The 18,861-nt window shown below is 72.4% G+C and carries 15 protein-coding genes and 2 pseudogenes; 7 read left to right on the forward strand and 10 right to left on the reverse strand.

Features of this window, described 5'->3' with window-relative positions; all coding sequences use genetic code 11:
- Positions 1 to 110: 110 nt before the first annotated feature.
- Both ML340_RS04625 and ML340_RS04630 read left to right on the forward strand, forming a co-directional pair.
- A complete protein-coding gene (locus ML340_RS04625; RefSeq protein WP_240097127.1) occupies positions 111 to 1,868 on the forward strand; it encodes a peptide MFS transporter in 1,758 nt (585 codons plus the stop codon).
- 74 nt (positions 1,869 to 1,942) lie between these two features.
- Positions 1,943 to 3,967 carry a M13 family metallopeptidase gene (locus ML340_RS04630; RefSeq protein WP_240097129.1) on the forward strand — a complete coding sequence of 675 codons (2,025 nt, stop codon included), beginning with the start codon at positions 1,943 to 1,945 and terminating at the stop codon, positions 3,965 to 3,967.
- Between the two features lie 30 nt (positions 3,968 to 3,997).
- Here the strand turns inward: ML340_RS04630 and ML340_RS04635 are convergent, their stop codons facing one another.
- Positions 3,998 to 4,651 carry a rhomboid family intramembrane serine protease gene (locus ML340_RS04635; RefSeq protein ID WP_240097131.1) on the reverse strand — a complete coding sequence of 218 codons (654 nt, stop codon included), beginning with the start codon at positions 4,649 to 4,651 and terminating at the stop codon, positions 3,998 to 4,000.
- Between the two features lie 48 nt (positions 4,652 to 4,699).
- On the reverse strand, positions 4,700 to 5,047 hold the full coding sequence (locus ML340_RS04640) for an MGMT family protein (RefSeq protein ID WP_240097133.1): 348 nt from the start codon (positions 5,045 to 5,047) through the stop codon (positions 4,700 to 4,702).
- 39 nt (positions 5,048 to 5,086) lie between these two features.
- On the opposite strand from ML340_RS04640, the gene ML340_RS04645 reads away from it, so the two are divergent.
- Complete coding sequence (locus ML340_RS04645; protein ID WP_240097135.1) at positions 5,087 to 5,497, forward strand: hypothetical protein; 411 nt, start codon at positions 5,087 to 5,089, stop codon at positions 5,495 to 5,497.
- 4 nt (positions 5,498 to 5,501) lie between these two features.
- Here the strand turns inward: ML340_RS04645 and ML340_RS04650 are convergent, their stop codons facing one another.
- Together ML340_RS04650 and ML340_RS04655 are read right to left on the reverse strand one after the other, a co-directional pair.
- Entirely contained in the window at positions 5,502 to 6,623 is a 1,122-nt protein-coding gene (locus tag ML340_RS04650) for an inorganic phosphate transporter (protein ID WP_240097224.1), read from the reverse strand.
- Between the two features lie 18 nt (positions 6,624 to 6,641).
- The gene (locus ML340_RS04655) at positions 6,642 to 7,268 is read right to left on the reverse strand and encodes a DUF47 domain-containing protein (protein ID WP_240097137.1); all 627 of its coding nucleotides are present in this window, start codon (positions 7,266 to 7,268) and stop codon (positions 6,642 to 6,644) included.
- 205 nt (positions 7,269 to 7,473) lie between these two features.
- Here ML340_RS04655 and ML340_RS04660 point away from each other — a divergent pair, with 205 nt between their 5' ends.
- Complete coding sequence (locus ML340_RS04660) at positions 7,474 to 8,802, forward strand: hemolysin family protein (protein WP_240097139.1); 1,329 nt, start codon at positions 7,474 to 7,476, stop codon at positions 8,800 to 8,802.
- The gene (locus ML340_RS04665; RefSeq protein ID WP_240097141.1) at positions 8,789 to 9,409 is read left to right on the forward strand and encodes an exopolysaccharide biosynthesis protein; all 621 of its coding nucleotides are present in this window, start codon (positions 8,789 to 8,791) and stop codon (positions 9,407 to 9,409) included. Before ML340_RS04660 ends, ML340_RS04665 begins: the two co-directional genes overlap by 14 nt.
- Positions 9,410 to 9,419: 10 nt before the next feature.
- Here ML340_RS04665 and ML340_RS11995 read toward each other — a convergent pair.
- The 4 genes and pseudogenes from ML340_RS11995 to ML340_RS04680 form a co-directional block, all read right to left on the reverse strand.
- A pseudogene (locus tag ML340_RS11995) lies at positions 9,420 to 10,166 on the reverse strand (putative bifunctional diguanylate cyclase/phosphodiesterase); the annotation flags it as partial.
- A 75-nt stretch (positions 10,167 to 10,241) separates the two neighbouring features.
- A pseudogene (locus ML340_RS12000) lies at positions 10,242 to 11,561 on the reverse strand (diguanylate cyclase domain-containing protein); the annotation flags it as partial.
- Positions 11,558 to 12,493, reverse strand: coding sequence for a phosphate/phosphite/phosphonate ABC transporter substrate-binding protein (locus tag ML340_RS04675; protein WP_240097145.1), 936 nt, complete (start codon positions 12,491 to 12,493; stop codon positions 11,558 to 11,560). The pseudogene ML340_RS12000 and the gene ML340_RS04675, both read right to left, overlap by 4 nt.
- A gap of 44 nt (positions 12,494 to 12,537) precedes the next feature.
- Positions 12,538 to 13,341 carry an RNA methyltransferase gene (locus tag ML340_RS04680; RefSeq protein ID WP_240097148.1) on the reverse strand — a complete coding sequence of 268 codons (804 nt, stop codon included), beginning with the start codon at positions 13,339 to 13,341 and terminating at the stop codon, positions 12,538 to 12,540.
- Between the two features lie 88 nt (positions 13,342 to 13,429).
- Here ML340_RS04680 and ML340_RS04685 point away from each other — a divergent pair, with 88 nt between their 5' ends.
- Both ML340_RS04685 and ML340_RS04690 read left to right on the forward strand, forming a co-directional pair.
- Positions 13,430 to 14,248 (forward strand): inositol monophosphatase family protein, encoded by an 819-nt coding sequence (locus tag ML340_RS04685; RefSeq protein WP_240097150.1) that lies wholly within the window; start codon positions 13,430 to 13,432, stop codon positions 14,246 to 14,248.
- A gap of 106 nt (positions 14,249 to 14,354) precedes the next feature.
- The gene (locus tag ML340_RS04690) at positions 14,355 to 15,980 is read left to right on the forward strand and encodes an alkaline phosphatase D family protein (RefSeq protein WP_240097152.1); all 1,626 of its coding nucleotides are present in this window, start codon (positions 14,355 to 14,357) and stop codon (positions 15,978 to 15,980) included.
- Positions 15,981 to 16,016: 36 nt separating this feature from the next.
- Here the strand turns inward: ML340_RS04690 and secF are convergent, their stop codons facing one another.
- Together secF and secD are read right to left on the reverse strand one after the other, a co-directional pair.
- The gene (gene secF / locus ML340_RS04695; protein WP_240097154.1) at positions 16,017 to 16,973 is read right to left on the reverse strand and encodes a protein translocase subunit SecF; all 957 of its coding nucleotides are present in this window, start codon (positions 16,971 to 16,973) and stop codon (positions 16,017 to 16,019) included.
- Between the two features lie 13 nt (positions 16,974 to 16,986).
- Positions 16,987 to 18,858, reverse strand: a complete 1,872-nt coding sequence (gene secD, locus ML340_RS04700; protein WP_240097156.1) for a protein translocase subunit SecD — start codon at positions 18,856 to 18,858, stop codon at positions 16,987 to 16,989.
- Between the last annotated feature and the right edge of the window lie 3 nt (positions 18,859 to 18,861).

Consider the following 18,861-nt stretch of genomic DNA (forward strand, 5'->3'; position numbering starts at 1 on the left):
GCCTGCGCCTCCCACGGCCATGAATCCGGCGCACGCTAGCCGCTGGCGGCGGCCAAGTCCAGTGCGGATCGGCCGGCCTATACTGCCGCGCCGCCACCGCGACGCCGCGCATGCCCGCCATCGCCCTGCCCGCCCGCGAGGACTTCCTCGGCCACCCCAAGGGCGTGTACGTCTGCTTCTTCACCGAGATGTGGGAGCGCTTCTCCTTCTACGGGATGAAGGCGCTGCTGCTGCTCTACCTCACCAAGTACCACCTGTTCGGCGACAAGGCCGGGCTCGACCTGCTCGGCGCCTACGGCGGGCTGGTGTACTGCGTGCCGGTGCTCGGCGGCCTGCTGGCCGACCGCTGGCTGGGCATGCGCAAGGCGGTCACCTTCGGCGGCGTGCTGCTGGTGCTCGGCCACCTCGGCATGGCCTACGAGGGCCATGCGGCCAGCATGCAGGCCGGTCTGCCGGTGCGCGACGAGGGCGCGCTGCAGGTGATGTACCTGTCGCTGGCGCTGATCATCCTGGGCGTGGGCTTCCTCAAGCCCAACATCTCCACCATCGTCGGCAAGCTCTACGCCGACGACGACCCGCGCCGCGACTCCGGCTTCTCGCTGTTCTACGCCGGCATCAACCTCGGCGCGCTGTTCGCCTCGCTGGTGTGCGGCTACGTCGGCGAGACCTGGGGCTGGAAGTACGGCTTCGGCGCCGCTGGCCTGGGCATGCTCGCCGGGCTGGCGATGTTCCTGTGGGGCCAGCGCTACCTGCATGGCCACGCCGAGCCGCCGGACCCGGCGGCGCTGCGCGCGCGCGTCGCCGGGCTGCCACGCGAATGGGCGATCTATGCGCTGGCGGTGCTCGCGGTGCTGCCGCTCGGCTGGCTGCTGTGGGCGGCGGCGAACGGCGCGTTCGCGCTGGGCGGCGAAGTCTCGCTGGCGCTGCTGCTGATGCTGCTGGTGCTGGGCGCGGTGCTGGTCTGGTTCGCTTGGTTCACCGGCACCCGCTGCACGCCGGTCGAGCGCCAGCGCATGCTGGCGCTGATGGCGCTGATCTTCATGGCGCTGGTGTTCTTCACCCTGTACGAGCAGACCTACGGCTCGTGGGTGACCTTCACCGACCGCCTGCTGACCAAGGACATCGTGCCGGCGCTGGTGGTGCGCGACGGCACGCCGTGGCCGTGGTCCGCGCTGTCGCTGCTGCTGGCACCGCTGGCGTTCTTCGTCGCGGCGCGGATGTCCGACCGCGATCCGGCCTCGCCCGCCCCGCGCGTGCTGTTCCTCGCGGTCGGCGCGCTGATCCTGGTCCTGCTGGTGCGCGACTGCGTGGCGCTGCCGCAGACCGCCGGGTCCCTGACCTACCTCGGCGCGTTCTTCCTGGTCGCGCTGGCGCCGCTGTTCGCCGGCCTGTGGGGCTGGCTGGACAAGCGCGGGGCGGATCCGAGCAAGCCGGCGAAATCGGCGCTCGGGCTGCTGTTCGCGGGCCTGTCGTTCATCCCGCTGGCGGTGGCCGCGCAGCAGGTCGCCGCGAGCGGGCAGATGGCCAGCGTGTGGTGGCTGGTGCTGGCCTATCTGGTCCTCGAGATCGGCGAGATGTGCCTGTCGCCGGTCGGGCTGTCGGCGGTGACCCAGCTGGCGGTGCCGCGGGTGGTCAGCCTGATGATGGGCACTTGGTTCCTGGCCACCGCGTTCTCGGAGACGCTGGCCGCGCTGTTCGGCAAGCTGGCCGCGATCGAGGTGCCGCAGGGCGAGGCGCTGGATCTGGCCGCGGCGGCGCCGAAATACGCGCACCTGTTCTGGCTGATGACCTGGATCGGGATCGGCTGCGCGCTGGCCGCCTTCCTCGCCGCGCCCTTGCTGCGGCGCATGATGCACGGGGTGAAATGAGGCTGAACCGGGCCCGCTGGCGCGACCGGCGGGCACTGCTACACTCGCCGCCCTGCCCGCACCGGAGCCGCCGCATGCCCCAACCGCGCACGCTCGCCCTGGCCACCGTGATGGCCCTCTGCGTCGGCCTGAGCGTCCCATCCACGGACGCCGCCACCCGCAAGAAACCCGCCGCGCGCAAGCCCGCGGCCGCGGCCAAGCACCCTGCCGCCTGCACCGATTTCTATGCCGAGGCCAATGCCGCCTGGCTCAAGGCCAATCCGATGCCCAGCAGCGGCGCGATCTCCTCGCTCGGCCAGCTCGCCGCGCTGTCGCTGCAGCAACAGCGCGACCTGCTGGATGCGGCGATGAAGGCGCCACAGAACGAGGTCCAGCGCCTGCTCGGCGACTTCTGGGCCAGCGGCCTGGACGAAGCGGCGGTCGAACGCGACGGCGCCGCCCCGATCGCGCCGCTGCTGCAGCGGATCGATGCCATCCGCAAGCCCAAGGACATCGCCCCGGCGATCGCGGCGCTGCACCAGGTCGGCATCCCGGTCGCGTTCGGCTTCGGCGCCGACCTCGACCTGCGCGACCTCGGCCGCCACATCGGCTACTTCAGCCAGGGCGGCCTGGGGCTGCCGGATCCGGCCTACTACACCCGCGGCGACGCCGACACCCGCGCCCTGCTCGGGCACTACCGCGACTACGTGCAGAAGATCCTGGTGCTGACCGGGGTGCCGCCGCAGGAGGCCCCGGCGCAGGCGCAGCAGGTGCTGGAGCTGGAGACCCGGCTGGCGGCGCTGGCGCGCCCGCTGCCCGAGCTGCGCGATCCGCGCAAGAACTACGCCCCGGTGGCGACCACCGGCCTGGCCAAGCAGTACCGCAACCTGCAGCTGGACGCGTTCCTGAAGGCGCAAGGGGTCAACGACGACACCGTGTCGCTGGCCAACCCGGCGCTGTTCGCCGAGCTCGACCGGCTGGTCGCCGGGCTCAAGCCCGAGCAGTGGAAGGCCTACCTGCGCTGGCGGGTCGGCGATGCGATGGCGCCCTACCTGTCCGCGCCCTGGCGCGACGCCGAGTTCGCCTTCCGCGGCAAGCTGCTGCGCGGCCAGGCCGCGCCGCCGCCGCGCTGGCAGCAGGTGCTGGAGGCGATCGACCTCGCCGCCGGGCCGATGCTGGGGCGCGAGTACGTGGCGCGCTACCTCGATCCGCAGACCCGCCAGCAGGCGGAGCTGATCGCCGGCCAGGTGCGCGATGCGCTGGCGCGCGACGTCGCCGCCAGCACCTGGATGAGCGAGCCGGCCAAGGCCGAGGCGCTGGCCAAGCTGAAGACCCTGCGGATCGAGATCGGCGCGCCCGCGCGCGACCTCGACTACAGCGTGCAGCCGATGGGCCGCGGAAGCTTCGGCAGCAACATCCTGATCGCCTCGACCTGGCGCCACCGCGAGGAGATGCGCCGGATCGGCAAGGCCAACGCCGAGCGCCGCTGGGACGTGCTGCCGCAGGACCCGGCCCTGCTGTACGACCTGGCCCACAACCGCCTGATCGTGACCGCGGCGATGCTGCAGCCCCCGGTGCTGGACCACACCATGCCGCTGGCCGGGCAGTACGGCGCCTACGGCGCGCTGGTCGGGCACGAGCTCAGCTACGCGGTGGACAGCCACGGGCGCATGGTCGACAGCAGAGGCAACGTGCGCGACTGGTGGACGCCGGCGGATGCGGAGGCGTGGAACGCTCGCCTGCAGAAGGTGATCGCGCAGTACGACCGCTTCCCCTACCCGGGCCTGCCCGGCACCCACGTCAACGGCAAGCTGGTCGGCGAGCAGGCGATCGCCGACCTGGCCGGGGTCGAGCTGGCGCGCGCCGCGTTCGAGCAGGCGGTGCCGCAGCCGAACCTGGAGGCCAACCGCGCGTTCTGGCGCGCCTGGGCGCAGGTCTGGGCGCAGCAGGTGACCGAGGAGGAAGCGCGCCGGCGCAGCCTGCAGGACGTGCGCGCGCCCGGCCCGTGGCGCACCAACGGCCCGCTGATGCAGCAGCCGGGGTTCGCCGCCGCCTATGCGTGCAAGCCGGGCAGCCCGATGCAGGTCGAGCCGGCGCAGCGGATCACGGTGTTCCCCTGAACCGCGCGGGCGGCGGCCGCGGCCGCCGCCTCACACCACCCGGCGGATGCGCGGCCCACCGCCGCGCCCGAACGGCGGCTGCCCGCGCCAGTAGCGGATCAACAGCCAGCCGAACAGCATCCCGCCCAGGTGCGCGAAATGGGCGACGCCCGGCTGCAGGCCGGTGAAGCCGAGCAGCAGCTCCAGCGCGCCGTACACGATGACCAGGGTGCGCGCGCGCATCGGGATCGGCGGGATCAGCAGCATCACCCGCTGGTGCGGGAACAGCATGCCGTAGGCCAAGAGCAGCCCGAACACCCCGCCGGAGGCGCCCACGGTCGGCCCGATGTCGCCGCCGCTGGCGGCCATCCAGGTGCCCACCGCCAGCTGGCACAGCCCGGCGCCGACCACCGAGACCAGGTAGTAGGTGAGGAACCGGCGCTCGCCCCAGGTGTATTCCAACGGCGCGCCGAACATCACCAGCGCCAGCATGTTGAAGGCGATGTGGGCCAGCCCGGACGGGTCGTGCAGGAAGCCGTAGGTCAGCAGCTGCCACGGCATGAACAGCTGCTCGGGCGCGCCCGGCAGGTAGGGCCACAGCGCGAACAGCGCGAACGCGCGCTCGCCGACCAGCCACATCAGCAGCCAGACGCCGACGTTGATGGCCAACAGCAGCTTGGTGATGCGGGGGAGTTGGAACGGCATCCGTGCACTCGCCGGGCGTTGCGATGCAACATGATACGGCGCGCGCGCCTAGCGCGGCGCCCACAGCAGGGCGTCCAGCGCCGGCGCTTCAGCCGCCGGCGGGGCGACCCGGCCGGCGCGCACCACCACCCCTTCCGCACGCAGCCGGCGCGCCTGCTCGCGATGGCCGGCCGAGCCCGGCGCGAAGCCGATCCGACCGTCGGCGCGCACCACCCGGTGCCAGGGCAGCGCCGGATCCGCCGCCGCGGCCAGGATCCGCGCCACCTGGCGCGCGCCGCGCGGGCGCCCGGCAAGGCGCGCGATGTGGGCGTAGCTCCTCACTTCGCCGCGCGGGATCGCCCGCACCGCGGCCAGCACCGCGTCGACGAAGGCGCCGCCTGTGGCCGTCGTTGCCATCGCGGTAGCATAGCCGCAGCCACCACGACCCCCGCACCGATGCAGAACTTCGAGCAGATCCGCAGCCACCTCGCCGCCAGCGGCTACCGCGTGACCCTGCAGGAGCCGTTCGTGGCCTGCGTGGAGCTGTCGCTGGCGCACGGCCGCCGCCACCAGGCGATCTTCCTGTCCGAGCTGCAGGACGACGACGGCCGCGACTACCTGCGGGTGAGCACGGTGGTCGGCCCGATCACCGGGCTGGATGCGCGCCGCGCGCTGGCCTTCAACTGGGCCAGCCGGGTCGGCTACCTGGCGATCGGCGACCTCGACGGCGTGCCCTACCTGCAGCTGTGCGAGAACCGCCCCTACGCCGGGCTGGACGCGGCCGAGGTGGAGCGCCTGGTGCTCGAGATCGGCGGCGTCGGCGACGAGATGGAGCGGCGGATGTCCGCCGGCGGGGACCTGCTGTGAGCGCTCAGGCCCAGCCCAGCGCGCGCGCCGCGCGCAGCAGCAGGTAGCCCACCCCGCCGGCGGCCGGCAGGGTCAGGATCCACGCCCACACGATCCGCTCCACTACCGACAGCCGCAGCTTGCGCGGGTTCTTGGCGAAGCCCACGCCCATGATCGCGGTCGAGATGCTGTGGGTGGTGGACACCGGCATGCCGTAGGCGGAGGCGGTGACCAGGATGGTCGCCGAGGCGGTCTCCGCGGCGAAGCCGTCGATCGGCTGCAGCTTCACCATCTTGTGCCCGAGCGTCTTGATGATGCGCCAGCCGCCCATCGCGGTGCCGGCGGCCATCACCAGCGCGCAGGTGGCGATGATCCAGCTGTCGATGTGCTGCTCGCCGCCGTCCGGGTGCAGGAACGCCAGCCAGCCCGGCAGCCCGTCCAGCACCCCGGACTGCTGCGCGCCGAACACCGCCAGCGCGATGACGCCCATCGTTTTCTGCGCATCCTGCTTGCCGTGGGCGAAGCCCATGTAGGCGGCGGAGAACACCTGCGCACGCCCGAAGAAAGCATTCACCCAGCGCGGCCGCGCCAGCCGCGCCAGGCGCCCGCCGGCGCGCGCCAGCGCCCAGATCAGGGCGTACAGCAGGGTCAGGATCAGGATCCCGACCAGGAACCCGGCCACGGGCGAGCTGACCATCGGCAGCAGCACCTTCCACAACAGGCCCTTGTTGCTGGCCCAGCCGCCATCCCCGGCCTGCGACCACACCAGCGCATGCCAGTTGCCGTCCGCGGCCGCCAGCGCCGAGCCACACAGGCCGCCGATCAGCGCATGCGAGGACGACGACGGCAGCCCGAACCACCAGGTCACCAGGTTCCACACGATCGCCCCGGACAGCGCGCACAGGATCACCTGCGAGGTGACCTGCACCACGCTGGTGTCCACCAGCCCGCTGGCGATGGTCTTGGCCACCGCGGTGCCGGCGAACGCGCCGACCAGGTTCATCCCGGCCGCCAGCAGCACCGCCTGCGCGGGCGAGAGCACCTTGGTCGCGACCACGGTGGCGATCGAGTTGGCGGTGTCGTGGAAGCCGTTGATGAACTCGAACACCAGCGCGGCGAAGATCACCAGCAGCAGCAGGCTCAGCATGGCGTGCACCCGGCCGGCTCAGCTGTTCTTGAGCACGATCTGGTAGGCCACCGCCCCCGCCTCGCGGCAGCGGTCGATCGCCTTCTCCATGATCTCGAAGAACTCCTTGAGCAGGAACATCTCGCCCGGGTCCATGTGCCCGGCGTAGATGTCGCGGTGCAGCTCGAGGATCAGGCGGTCGGCCTCCATCTCCAGCATGCGCAGGCGGTCGTTGAGCTGCTTCATGCGGTCCAGGCGCAGGCGCGGCAGCTCGCGCACCATCTCCACCACCACGCCGGCCGCCTGCTCCAGCATCGCCGCGCGCGGCGCGAAGTCGATGTGGTGCAGGCGGTGGCGGGCGAGGTCGAAGCGCTCGGCGAAGCGCTCCACCTGCTTGGGGATCTTGTACAGCGCCGAGCCGAGCGCCTCGATGTCCTCGCGCTCGAACGGGGTGATGAAGCTGTCCACCAGCGCCTGGTTGATCTTGTCGGAGGCCTCGCGCTCGCGCTGGCGCGCCAGCTTGAACGCCTCCAGCGACGTGGTGCGCGCCGGGTCGCGCAGCATCGCGTGCAGGGCGCGGGTGCTGTCCCAGGCCGCGCCCGCGGCCTCGTCGAACAGCGCGTAGAACTGCTTGCCTTGGCCGAAGATGGTCTGCAGCGAGAACATGCGGGGGTGCCGGGGACGGAAACCGCTATTATGACGGTTCCGTGACAGCCCTGCGCATCGGCCCGCGGTGAGCGCCCTGCTATCATCCGGGCGCGCCTCCGGCGCCTGCCCATGCAACCTCGACCACGCCCCGCCCGCGCCCGCCTGCCGTCCCCACCCCGGGGCGGTGCGGGCGCACGCCGCGCGCGGCCGCCCGGACCGCGCCGTGGCTGAACTGCTGGTGGTCCTGCTGCTGATCGCGCTGAACGCCTTCTTCGCGCTGTCGGAGATGGCGCTGGTGACCTCGCGCAAGCTGCGCCTGAAGCAGCTGGCCGAGGACCCGGAGCGCCCCAGCCGCGGCGCGCGCGCCGCGCTGGCGCTGGTCGAGCGCCCGGACGACCTGCTCTCGGCGGTCCAGGTCGGGATCACCCTGATCACGATCCTGACCGGCGTGCTCGGCGGCGACGCCCTCGGCGGGCTGATCGGCGAGCGCCTGCGCGCGCTGCTGCCGGCCGGCGCCGGCTATGCCGCGCCGCTCGGGGTGGCGATCGCGGTCGGGCTGATCACGGCCGCATCGGTGATCTTCGGCGAGCTGATCCCCAAGCGGCTGGCGCTGACCGCGCCGGAGCGGATCGCCAGCGGGGTCGCGCTGCCGCTGCAGGCGCTGGCGACCGCGGCGCGCCCGGTGGTGGCCGCGCTGGCCGCGATCAACCGCGGCGTGCTGCGCCTGCTCGGGATCCGCGACGACGCCCGCGGCGCCATCACCGAGGAGGAGATCCAGCTGCTGGTGAGCGAGGGCCACGAGCAGGGCGTGCTCGACCTGGACGAGCGCAACATGATGAACCGGGTGATGCGGCTGGGCGACCGCACGGTGGCCAGCCTGATGACGCCGCGCACCGACATCGCCTGGCTGGACGCGGCGGCGAGCGTGGAGGACAACCTGGCGACCATGCGCGACACCCCGTTCTCGCGCTACCCGGTGTACCGCGGCAGCGATGCCGACGTGGTCGGCGTGCTCGAGGCCAAGCGCCTGCTCGACCGCCTCGGCGCCGGCGGCCCGCCGCCCCTGTTCGACCAGCTGCGGCCGCCGGTGTTCGTGCCGGAATCGACCCATGCGCTGAAGCTGGTGGAGATCCTGCGCGAGGCGCAGCAGTCGCTGGCGCTGGTGGTGGACGAGTACGGCGACATCCAGGGCCTGGTGACCATCAGCGACGTGATGGACGCGATCCTCGGCCGCCTGACCGCGGGCGAGCCGCACGACGCCGAGGCACTGGTGGTCGAGCGCGAGGACGGCTCGCTGCTGGTGGACGGCGGTCTGCACCTGGACGAGCTGCGCGAGCTGACCGGCGAGCGCCTGGCCGACGCCGAGGAGCACGACTTCCACACCGCGGCGGGCCTGGTGATCGCGCATTTCGGGCGGATCCCGCAGGTCGGCGAGCACTTCCGCCTCGGCCACTGGCGGATCGAAGTGGTGGATCTGGACGGCCCGCGGATCGACAAGCTGCTGCTGCAGCGCGCGCCGGTCGCGAGCGAGACGGCCGATGCCGGCAGCTGACAGCCCGCGGCGCGAAGCCGGCACCCGCGCGGTGCTGGATGCGCTGATCGACGGCGACGCCGCGGCGGTGCCGGACCTGCGCCAGCTGTGCGAGGGCCTCGGCGAGCGCGGCTTCGGCCTGCTCCTGCTGGTGGCGGCGCTGCCGGCGTTCATCCCGGTCCCGGCCGGCGGCGCGATCAGCGGGCCGCTGGTCGCGCTGCTGGCGCTGCAGCTGCTGCTCGGGCGCCGGCGTCCGTGGCTGCCGACCTTCCTCGCCCGCCGCAGCCCGCGCCGCGAGGCGCTGCTGCGCTTCGAGCGCCTGGCCGACCCCTGGCTGCGACGGCTGGAACGGCTGGTGCGTCCGCGCCTGCCGCGGCTGTTCGAGCATCCGCTGGCGCTGGCCCTGACCGGCGTGCTGGTGCTGCTGATCGGAATCCTGCTGTCGCTGCCGATCCCGCTGACCAACTACCTGTTCGGCGGCCTGGTGCTGCTGTTCGCGCTGGCCCTGCTCGAGCGCGACGGCGGCCTGCTGCTGTTGGCATGGGGGCTGGGCGGCGGCGCGGTCGGGGCGACCGCCACCGCGTCCGGCCGCCTGCTGGCGCTGGCCGGCCAGTGGCTGGCCGCATGACCCCCGCGGCTCAGGCCTCGAGCAGGCGCGCGAACGCCTCCGCCGGCATCGGCGCGCCCAGCCAGTAGCCCTGCACCAGGTCGCAGCCGCGCTCGCGCAGCAGGTCGTACTGGCCCTGCTTCTCCACGCCCTCGGCGACCACGGTGATGCCCATCGAGTGCGCCATGGCGATGATCGCACCGGTCAGGGCGAGGTCGTCCGGGTCGCGCAGCAGGTCGGCGATGAAGCTGCGGTCGATCTTCAGCCCGTCCACCTGCACCCGGCGCAGGTGGCTGAGGCTGGAGTAGCCGGTGCCGAAGTCGTCCAGCCACACCCGCACCCCGACCTCGCGCAGCTGCCCGAGCAACTCGATCGCATGCGCCTCGTCGGCGATCACCGCGGTCTCGGTCAGCTCGATGTGCAGCCGCTCCGGCGCCAGCCCGCTGGATGCCAACGCGTCGCGGATCTGCCCGAGCAGGCCGACGCTGCGCAGCTGGCGCGGGGACACGTTGACCGCGACGAACGGCGGTTCCGGCGCGCCCGGCGCGGGCGGCCAGTGCAGCGCCTCGCGGCAGGCCGCGCGCAGCACCTCCGGCCCGATCGCCTCGATCAGCCCGCTCTGCTCGGCGACCTCGATGAACACCGCCGGCGCGACCGGGCCGTCCACCGGGTGCTGCCAGCGCAGCAGCGCCTCCGCCCCGACCAGCACGCGGTCGGACGTGCGGTAGATCGGCTGGAACGCCAGGCTCAGCTCGCCGCGCTCCCAGGCCCCGCGCAGGTCGTGCTCCATCCGCACCCGACGCTCGACCGCCTGGTCCATGGTGCGGCTGTAGAAGCGCTGGCAGTTCTTGCCCGCCACCTTGGCCTGGTACATGGCGATGTCGCCATTCTTCAGCAGCAGCGAGGCCGAACTCGCATCGTCCGGGAACACCGAGATCCCGATCGAGACCCCGAGGAACAACCGGCGGCCGTGCAGCAGCAGCGGCTGGCCCAACTGCTCCAGCAGGGCGTCGGCCAGGCGCGCGGCGAGCACGCGCACGTCCTGCCCGCCCGCCTCCGGCGCGGCCTCGAGCAGGATCACGAACTCGTCGCCGCCGAACCGCGCCACGGTCGCGCGCGCCGCCGGCTGCGCCTGCACGATCGCATCGATCCGCTCGGCCACCTGCAGCAGCACCTCGTCGCCGGCCTCGTGGCCGAGGGTGTCGTTGATCCGCTTGAAGTCGTCGAGGTCGGCGAACAGCAGCGCCAGCTGGCGGCCGACGCCGTTCAGCTCGCGCATGCGCGATTCCAGCAGCTCGCGGAACGCGAGCCGGTTGGACAGCCCGGTGAGCGCATCGCTGTAGGCCACCCGGCGGATCTCGCGGTCGTGGCGGAGCACGCTCTCGCGCATGCGCGCGAAGGTGCGGATGAGGTCGCCCAGTTCGTCGCTGCGGCGGGTGACCAGCGGCGGGCGGTCGTAGTGCCCTTCCTCGATCGCGCGCGCGGCATCGCCCAGGAGGCGGATCGGGCGCAGCAGCAGGCGCTGCAGCAGGAACACCGCCAGCAGCGCGATCGCGGCCAGCGCCGCGCACACCAGCAGCAACCAGTGCAGGTCGCGCGCGGCCACCGCGTCGAAGCGCGCGCGCAGCGCGGCCATGGTGCGCGTCTCGGCGGCGTTCATCGCCGCCAGCGAATACCCGATCCGCACCCCGCCCAGGCGCTGGTCGCCGATCGTAATCGGCGCCGACACGTCCAGCCACTGCGGGCCGGCGTGCAGGCTCGGCCCGTCCGCCGCGACCACCTGCGCCGCGAGCGGGTCGCGCATCGGCTGGCCGTAGGCGGCGATGTCGCCGGAGCCGTCGTGCAGGATGCGCCCGGCCGGGTCGTACACCAGCACGTACTCGACGTCGGACTCGCGCAGGGTGGCGCGCGCCAACGCCCCGATCGCATCGAGGTCGAAGTAGTACAGCGGGTTGGCCAGCGCCTGCGCCAGCTGCTGCACCTCGGCCTGCGCATCCGCGCGCACCTGTTCCTGGAGCAGGGCGTGCATCGCCTCGCGGGTGGCCTCGGCGACCTGGCGCCGGCTCGCCTCCTGGCGGTCCCACAGCAGCACCAGCACCAGCACCAGCAGCGCCAGCAGCAGCACCACCCCGGCCAGGAAGCGGGCCTGCAGCCCGAGCCGCAGGCGGCTCATTCGACCTCCAGCCGGATCCGCTGCACGCCGCGGGCCAGCATACCGATCGCCTCGCGGTCGGCAGCATCCAGCGGCACGAAGCGCGAGGTATTGATGAAGCGGCGCAGCGCCTCGCCGGCCTCCGGGTCCTGCGCGGCCTCGAGCAGCACCTCGCGCAGGCGCGCCTCCACCCGCGGCGGCAGGCTGCCGCGGGTGAGGATGAGCGCGCGCGGCACGGGCTGGCTCTCGGCGATGATGCGGAAGTCGCGCGCATAGGCCGTCGGCATCCGCTGCGGGTTCTGCCAGTCGAGGTTGCTCATCGCCCCGGCGTCCACCAGCCGCTTGTGCACCCAGGCGCCGATGTTGGTCTCGGTGCGTGCGAACACGTAGCCCACCATCCCCGGCGAGGGCTTGTCCATCGGCGTCAGCAGCGGCTCCACCGGCAACCCGGCGTCCAGCAGCAGGATGGTGGGCAGGTAGTAGGCGGTGGTCGAGAACGGGTTCTGGAACGCGATGCTGCGCCCGCGCAGGTCCTGCAGGCTGCGCACCGGGCTGTCGGCGCGCACGAACACCAGGCTGCGATAGTGGGTGGCGCCGTCGCGCTCGGTGCCGAGCAGGAGGTGGGCGCCGGCGATGCGCTCCAGCGACGCGGCGTTGCCGGCGGTCTCGGTGACCCAGTCGACCTGGCCGCGGCGCAGGTAGGCGGCCATCTGGCGCAGGTCGCGCGCCATCAGGATGCGGCCGGAGCGGATGCCCACCCCGGCCATGCGCGGCACCACGTAGTCCAGCAGCGGCTTGAGCTGCTCGTAGTGACTGCGCGGATCGTCGCTGATGCGGCCGAGCACCAGCACCGACTCCGGATCCTCGACCGCCTGCGCGGCCGGCGACGCCGCCGCGCCGGACAGGCACACCAGCCCGGCCAGCAGCCAGGGCCAGGTCAGCAGGCGGAACAAGCGGAATCGGGCCAAGAGATGCACTCGCACGGGGCGGTCGCAGCCTACCCGATTTTGCCGGCCGGCATCCCGGCCAGGTGCGCCATGCGCTGGGCGTCGGCGAGGATGCCGCGCAGCAGGCGCACCTCGGCCGCGTCCAGGTTGGCGCGCAGGAACAGCCGGCGCAGCTTGCGCATCGCGGTCTGCGGGTTGCGGCCCTTGTGGAAGTCGATCGCGGCCAGGGTGTCCTCCAACTGGCCGAAGAAGCCCTCCAGCACCGCGTGCGGTACCGCGTCCGCTGCTGGCGGGACGGCCCGCGCCGGCGCGGGGTCCTGCGCCGGCATCGCGGTCTCGGCCTCCAGCGCGGCGCAGCGCAGCTCGTAGGCCAGCACCTGCACCGCCGCGGCGAGGTTCAGCGACGGGAACGCCGGATCCGAGGGGATGTGCACGGCCGCGTGGCAGAGCGCCATCTCGGCATTGTCCAGGCCGTTGCGCTCGCGCCCGAACACCAGCGCCACCGGGCCGGCGGCGGCGGCGGCGGCGGCGCGCAGGCTACGCCGCGCGGCCTCGCGCGGGGCCAGCGGCTCCAGCTGGATGCGCCGGCTGCGCGCGGTGCAGCCGAGCACCCAGCGGCAGTCGGCGACCGCGTGGGCCAGGTCCGGAAACACCGGCGCGGCCGCGATGAGGTCGTCCGCGCCGGCGGCCAGCGCGAAGGTTTCGTGGTTGGGCGGTTGCTCCGGGGCCACCAGCACCAGCCGGCGCAGGCCCATGGTCTTCATGGCGCGCGCGGCCGAGCCGATGTTGCCCGGATGCTGGGTGCCGACCAGGACGATGCGCAGGTCGGGGTCGGCGATGGCGGGGCGTTCCATGCACGAATGGTAAACTGCGCCCGGGCCCGCGCGCCCGCCGCTCTTTCCCACTCCCCCGCGACCGCACCCGACCGAGGCGCCTACCGCCATGCAGAAACCCGTCGTCAACCTCATGGTCAAGGCGGCCCGCGCGGCCGGCAACGTCCTGCTGCGCAACATGAACCGGCTGGACGCGCTGGCGGTGGTGGAGAAGGAGCGCATGGACTTCGCCAGCGAAGTGGACGAGCAGGCCGAGCAGGCCGCGATCCGCGAGCTGCGCCGCGCGCACCCGGACGCCGGCTTCCTCGGCGAGGAGTCCGGCGTGCAGGGCAAGGGCCACAGCCTGTTCGTGATCGACCCGCTGGACGGCACCAGCAACTACCTGCGCGGGTTGCCGCACTGGTGCGTGTCGATCGCGCTGGTCGAGCACGGCGAGCCGCAGCACGCGGTGGTGTTCGACCCGCTGCGCAACGAGCTGTTCACCGCCAGCCGCGGCAGCGGCGCGGTGCTCAACGACCGCCGCATCCGGGTGGCCGCGCGCAAGGACCTGGGCGGCGCCCTGCTCGCGACCGGCTTCCCGCCGCGCGAGCGCGCGAGCGCGCCGGCCCAGCTGGAATGCGTGCGCGAGCTGCTGCGCGAGGCCGAGGACATCCGCCGCACCGGCTCGGCCGCGCTGGACCTGGCCTACGTCGCCTGCGGCCGCCTCGACGGCTATTTCGAGGCCGGGGTCAAGCCGTGGGACATCGCCGCCGGAGTGCTGCTGGTGCGCGAGGCGGGCGGCCGCGTGTGCGACTTCCGCGGCGCCGCGACCGGCCCGCTGGACGCGCGCGGCGTGCACGGGCGCGCGCTGGTGGCCGGCAACCCCAAGCTCAGCGAGGCCCTGCAGAAGCAGATCGTCGCCTCCGGCTACGCCGCCGCATTCGACTGACGGCGGCGCGGCCCGCGGCCGCGGATCGCGCCGGCATGACCTCCGGATCATCCGCACGCCATCTGCCCGGGCTAACGTGGCGCAAGGCTACCGTCCCTGCACGCCCATGCCGCGTCCTGCGCCCGCCCATCTGCACTGGCTGATCCAGCGCCTCAACCAGATCGACCGCGACCTGCCGGCCGATCTGGCCCGTCGCCGCGTCCTGCGCCTGGCGGCTGGCGCCGCCGCGATGGCAATGCTGCTGCCTGCCGCCGGCCGCGCGCTGGCCAAGCCGATCTTCGTGGACTATCCGTTCAAACTGGGCGTGGCCTCCGGGCATCCCACCCCGAGCTCGGTCGTGCTGTGGACCCGGCTCGCGCCGGATCCGTTCCACGGCGGCGGATTCGACGAGGTCAAGCTGCCGATCCGCTGGGAGCTGGCCGAGGATCCCGCCTTCGGCAAGGGCATCCGCAGTGGCCAGTTCTGGTGCAGCCAGGCCCTCGGGCACAGCGCCCACGTCAGCGTGGAGGGCCTGGCGCCGGGCCGCGACTACTACTACCGCTTCATCGCCGGCGACGCGGTCAGCCCGGTCGGGCGCACCCGCACCGCGCCCGTGCCGGACAGCACGCCGCCACGCCTGCGCTTCGCCTCGACCTCCTGCCAGCACTACGAGCAGGGCTGGTACCACGCCTACCGCCAGGCCATCGCCGACCAGCCGGACTTCATGCTGTTCCTCGGCGACTCGATCTACGAAAGCTCCTGGGGCGACGATCCGGTGCGCCGGCACCTCGGCGGCATCCCGGCCACCCTCGAGGACTTCCGCAACCGCCACGCGCAGTACATCCACGACCCCGACCTGCAGGCGGCGCGCGGCGCCATGCCGTGGATCGTGACCGTGGACGACCACGAGGTGCAGAACGACTGGGCCGGCGACACCTCCGCGCTGCTGGATCCGCGCTTTCCGCTGCTGCGCGCGCAGGCCATGCAGGCGTTCTTCGAGCACATGCCCTTCCCGATGGACGTGCTGCGCGCGAACGCCGACCTGCAGCTGTACCGGCGCCTGGATTTCGGCCGCCTCGCCAGCCTGCACGTGCTGGACACCCGCCAGTTCCGCGACCCGCAGCCCTGCCCGAAGCCCGGGATCGGCGGGGCCAACACGGTGACCGACGCGCAGTGCCCGCAGCGCTGGGGCCAGCCGCGGCAGATGCTCGGCGCGGCCCAGCAAGCCTGGCTGGAACGCTCGCTGCGCGAACGCCCGGCGCGCTGGAGCGTGATCGGGCAGGAGACCCTGTTCTCGCCCCTGGCCCAGCCCGTCGACGGCGGGACCGGGTACTACACCGAACCGTGGGACGGCTACCCGCAGGCGCGCCAGGCCGTGATCGCCGCGCTGCGCGCCAGCCGCGCCCCGAACCCGGTGTTCGTCGGCGGCGACGTGCACTGCACCTGGGCGATGGAGGTCCCGCGCGACGCCCGCGACCTCGCCTCCTCCCCGATGGCCTGCGAGTTCACCGGCACCTCGCTGACCTCGGCGGGCTTCCCGCAGGCGACGATCGAGCGTTTCCTCGGCTACAACCCGCAGGCGCGCTACGGCAACAGCGTGGGCCACGGCTACCTGCTGTTCGATCTCACCCCGGCGGCGATGCAGGTGCAGGTGCGCACCGCCGCCAGCATCAAGGACCGCAACGCAGCGGTCGCGACCCAGGCGGCGTTCCAGGTGCGCGCCGGCAGCCCGCGGATCGAGCGTACGGCCTGAGCCGCGAGCGCAGGCGGCGCGCGCCTCGCTGCCGGATCAGGGCCGGCGCGCGAGCGCCGCCTCGTCACGCGCCTTCGGCATCAGGTCCTGCTTGGTGACGTTCATCCACAGCAGCAGCGGGCAGGCCACGAAGATCGAAGACAGGGTGCCGATCACCACGCCGATGATCTGCGCCTCGGCCAGGCCGCGCAGCGACGTACCGCCGTACAGGTACAGCGCGAGCATGCTCAGGAACGCCACGAACGAGGTGATCACGGTGCGCGACAGGGTCTGGTTGACCGAGGCGTTCATGATCTCGATCGGGGTCGCGCGCATGCTGCGGAAGTTCTCGCGCACGCGGTCGAACACCACGATGGTGTCGTTGATCGAGAAGCCCATCACCGCGAGGATGCCGGCCAGCACGTTGAGGTCGAACTCGTGCCCGGACAGCGCGAACCAGCCGCCGACCATGACCACGTCGTGCAGGGTGGTGATGATCGCGGCGATCGCGAACTTCAGCTCGAAGCGCGCGCTGATGTAGACCAGGAACCCGACCAGCACGAACAGCATCGCGTACAGGCCCTTCTCGGCCAGCTCCTTGCCGACCTGCGCGCTGATCACCGCGCTGCTCTGCTTCTGCGCCGGGTTGTTGGGGAGCGAGGCGGCCTTGGCCACGGCGTCGCCGACGCTGCCGACCTGGTCCGGGTTGCCCTGCTGGCGGCCCTCGACCTGCAGCCGCACCAGCACGTCCTTGCCGCTGCCGAATGCCTGTACCTGCGCGTTCGGGAAACCGTGCGCCTGCAGGCTGGCGCGCACGTCGTCCACGTTCGGCGCCTGCGCGTAGCGCAGCTGCACGCCGACGCCGCCGGTGAAGTCGAGCGCGAAGTTGAAGCCCTTGAACACCATCGCGCCGATCGCGATGGCCATGACCAGGAACGCGATCGCCAGCGACACGCGGCGCAGCCGCATGAAGTCGATCTTGCTGTCGTAGGGGAAGACGTTGAACGGTTTCATGGGCGCATTCCCTTCAGATCGCGATCGACTTGAGCTTCTTGCGACGGCCGTAGATCAGGTTGGCGATGCCGCGCGAGACCGAGACCGCGGTGTACATCGAGGTCACGATGCCCAGGATCAGGGTCACCGCGAAGCCCTTCAGCGGGCCGGTGCCGAACGCGAACAGCGCCAGGCCCGCGACCACGGTGGTGATGTTGGCGTCCATGATGGTGCCGGTGGCGCGCTTGTAGCCCTCCGCGATCGCGGTCAGCGGCGGCATCCCGGCGCGCAGGTCCTCGCGGATGCGCTCGTTGATCAGCACGTTGGCGTCCACCGACATGCCGACCGTCAGGGCGATGCCGGCCAGGCCCGGCAGGGTCAGGGTGAACCCGAGCAGCGACATCAGCGCGACCACCAGCAGCAGGTTGAGCAACAGCGCCAGCACCGTGATCACGCCGAACATGCGGTAGTAGATCAGGAAGAACACCAGCGCGAACACGAACGAGAACACCACCGCGGTCAGGCCGCGCTGGATGTTCTCCGCGCCCAGGCTGGGGCCGACCGTACGCTCGTCCACGAAGTCCATCGGCGCCGCCAGCGCGCCGGCGCGCAGCAGCAGGGCCAGATCCGAGGCCTCCTTCATGCTCTCCAGGCCGGTGGTCTGGAAGTCGCGGCCGAGGGTGCTCTGGATGGTGGCGACCGAGATCACCTGCTCGTTCAGGCGGGTGCTGCGCACCTCCTTGCCGTCCACCAGCTTCACCTCCGGGATGCGCTCGCTGTACACCACCGCCATCGGCTTGCCGACGTGCTGGCTGGAGTAGTCGAACATGCGCTGGCCGCCGATGCTGGTCAGGCGCACACGCACGGCGGGGGTGCCGCTCTGCGAGTCGAAGAACGCACTGGCGCTCTGCAGCTGCTCGCCGGAGGCGATCACCCGCTTGTTGAGCAGGATCGGGACCGGCTTGCCGTCCGGGCCGATCTCCTTGCGGTTGAACAGGCGCGCCTCCGGCGGCACGTTGCCGCTGTCGCGCGCCTCGATCGCGTTGCCCTCGACCACGCCGCGGTACTCCAGGGTCGCGGTCGCGCCGAGGATGCGCTTGGCCTGGGCGGTGTCCTGCACGCCCGGCAGCTGCACCACCACGCGGTCGGCGCCCTGGCGCTGGATGATCGGCTCGGCCACGCCGAGCTCGTTGATGCGGTTGCTGAGGGTGGCGATGTTCTGCTGCACCGCCTCGCTCAGCATCTTGTCCAGCTCCGCCTGCGGGATGCGCACCACCACGGTGTTGTTCGGGCCGGTCTCGACCTGGTAGTTGGGCATGTCGCGCGCGAACAGGCGCTGCGCCTGCGCCGGATCCTGGCCGTCGGCGAGGGTGGCGACGAGCGTGCCGTCCTTGCGCGCCTCCACCGCGGTGTAGCGGATGCGGTTGTCGCGCAGCAGCACGCGCATGTCCTCGGCGGTGCCGTCGATGCGCTTGGCCAGCGCGGCCTCCTTGTCCACCTGCATCTCGAAGTACACGCCGCCGCGCAGGTCGAGGCCGAGCGACATCTGGCGCGCGCCGATCGCCTGCAGCCAGGCCGGCACGGTCGAGGCCTGGTTGAGGGCGACCACGTAGCCGCTGCCGACCGCATCCCGGATCACGCCGGCGGCGCGGATCTGGGCATCGTTGTTCGGGCTGCGCACCAGCAGGTTGCCGTCCTTGCCGATCGCGACCGACTGGAACGGCACCCCGGCCTGGCGCAGCGCGGCGGTGACTTTCTGCTCCAGCGCGGCGTCCACCTGGGCGCCGCGGTTGGCGGTCACCTGCACCGCCGGCTGCTGCGGGAACAGGTTGGGCAGCGAGTACAGCACGCTGAAGGCCAGCAGCACCACCAGCAGCAGGTATTTCCAGCGGGAGTATTCGAGCATCGG

Origin of the sequence: Thermomonas flagellata (genome assembly GCF_022419185.1) — a bacterium.
Lineage (GTDB): Bacteria > Pseudomonadota > Gammaproteobacteria > Xanthomonadales > Xanthomonadaceae > Thermomonas > Thermomonas flagellata.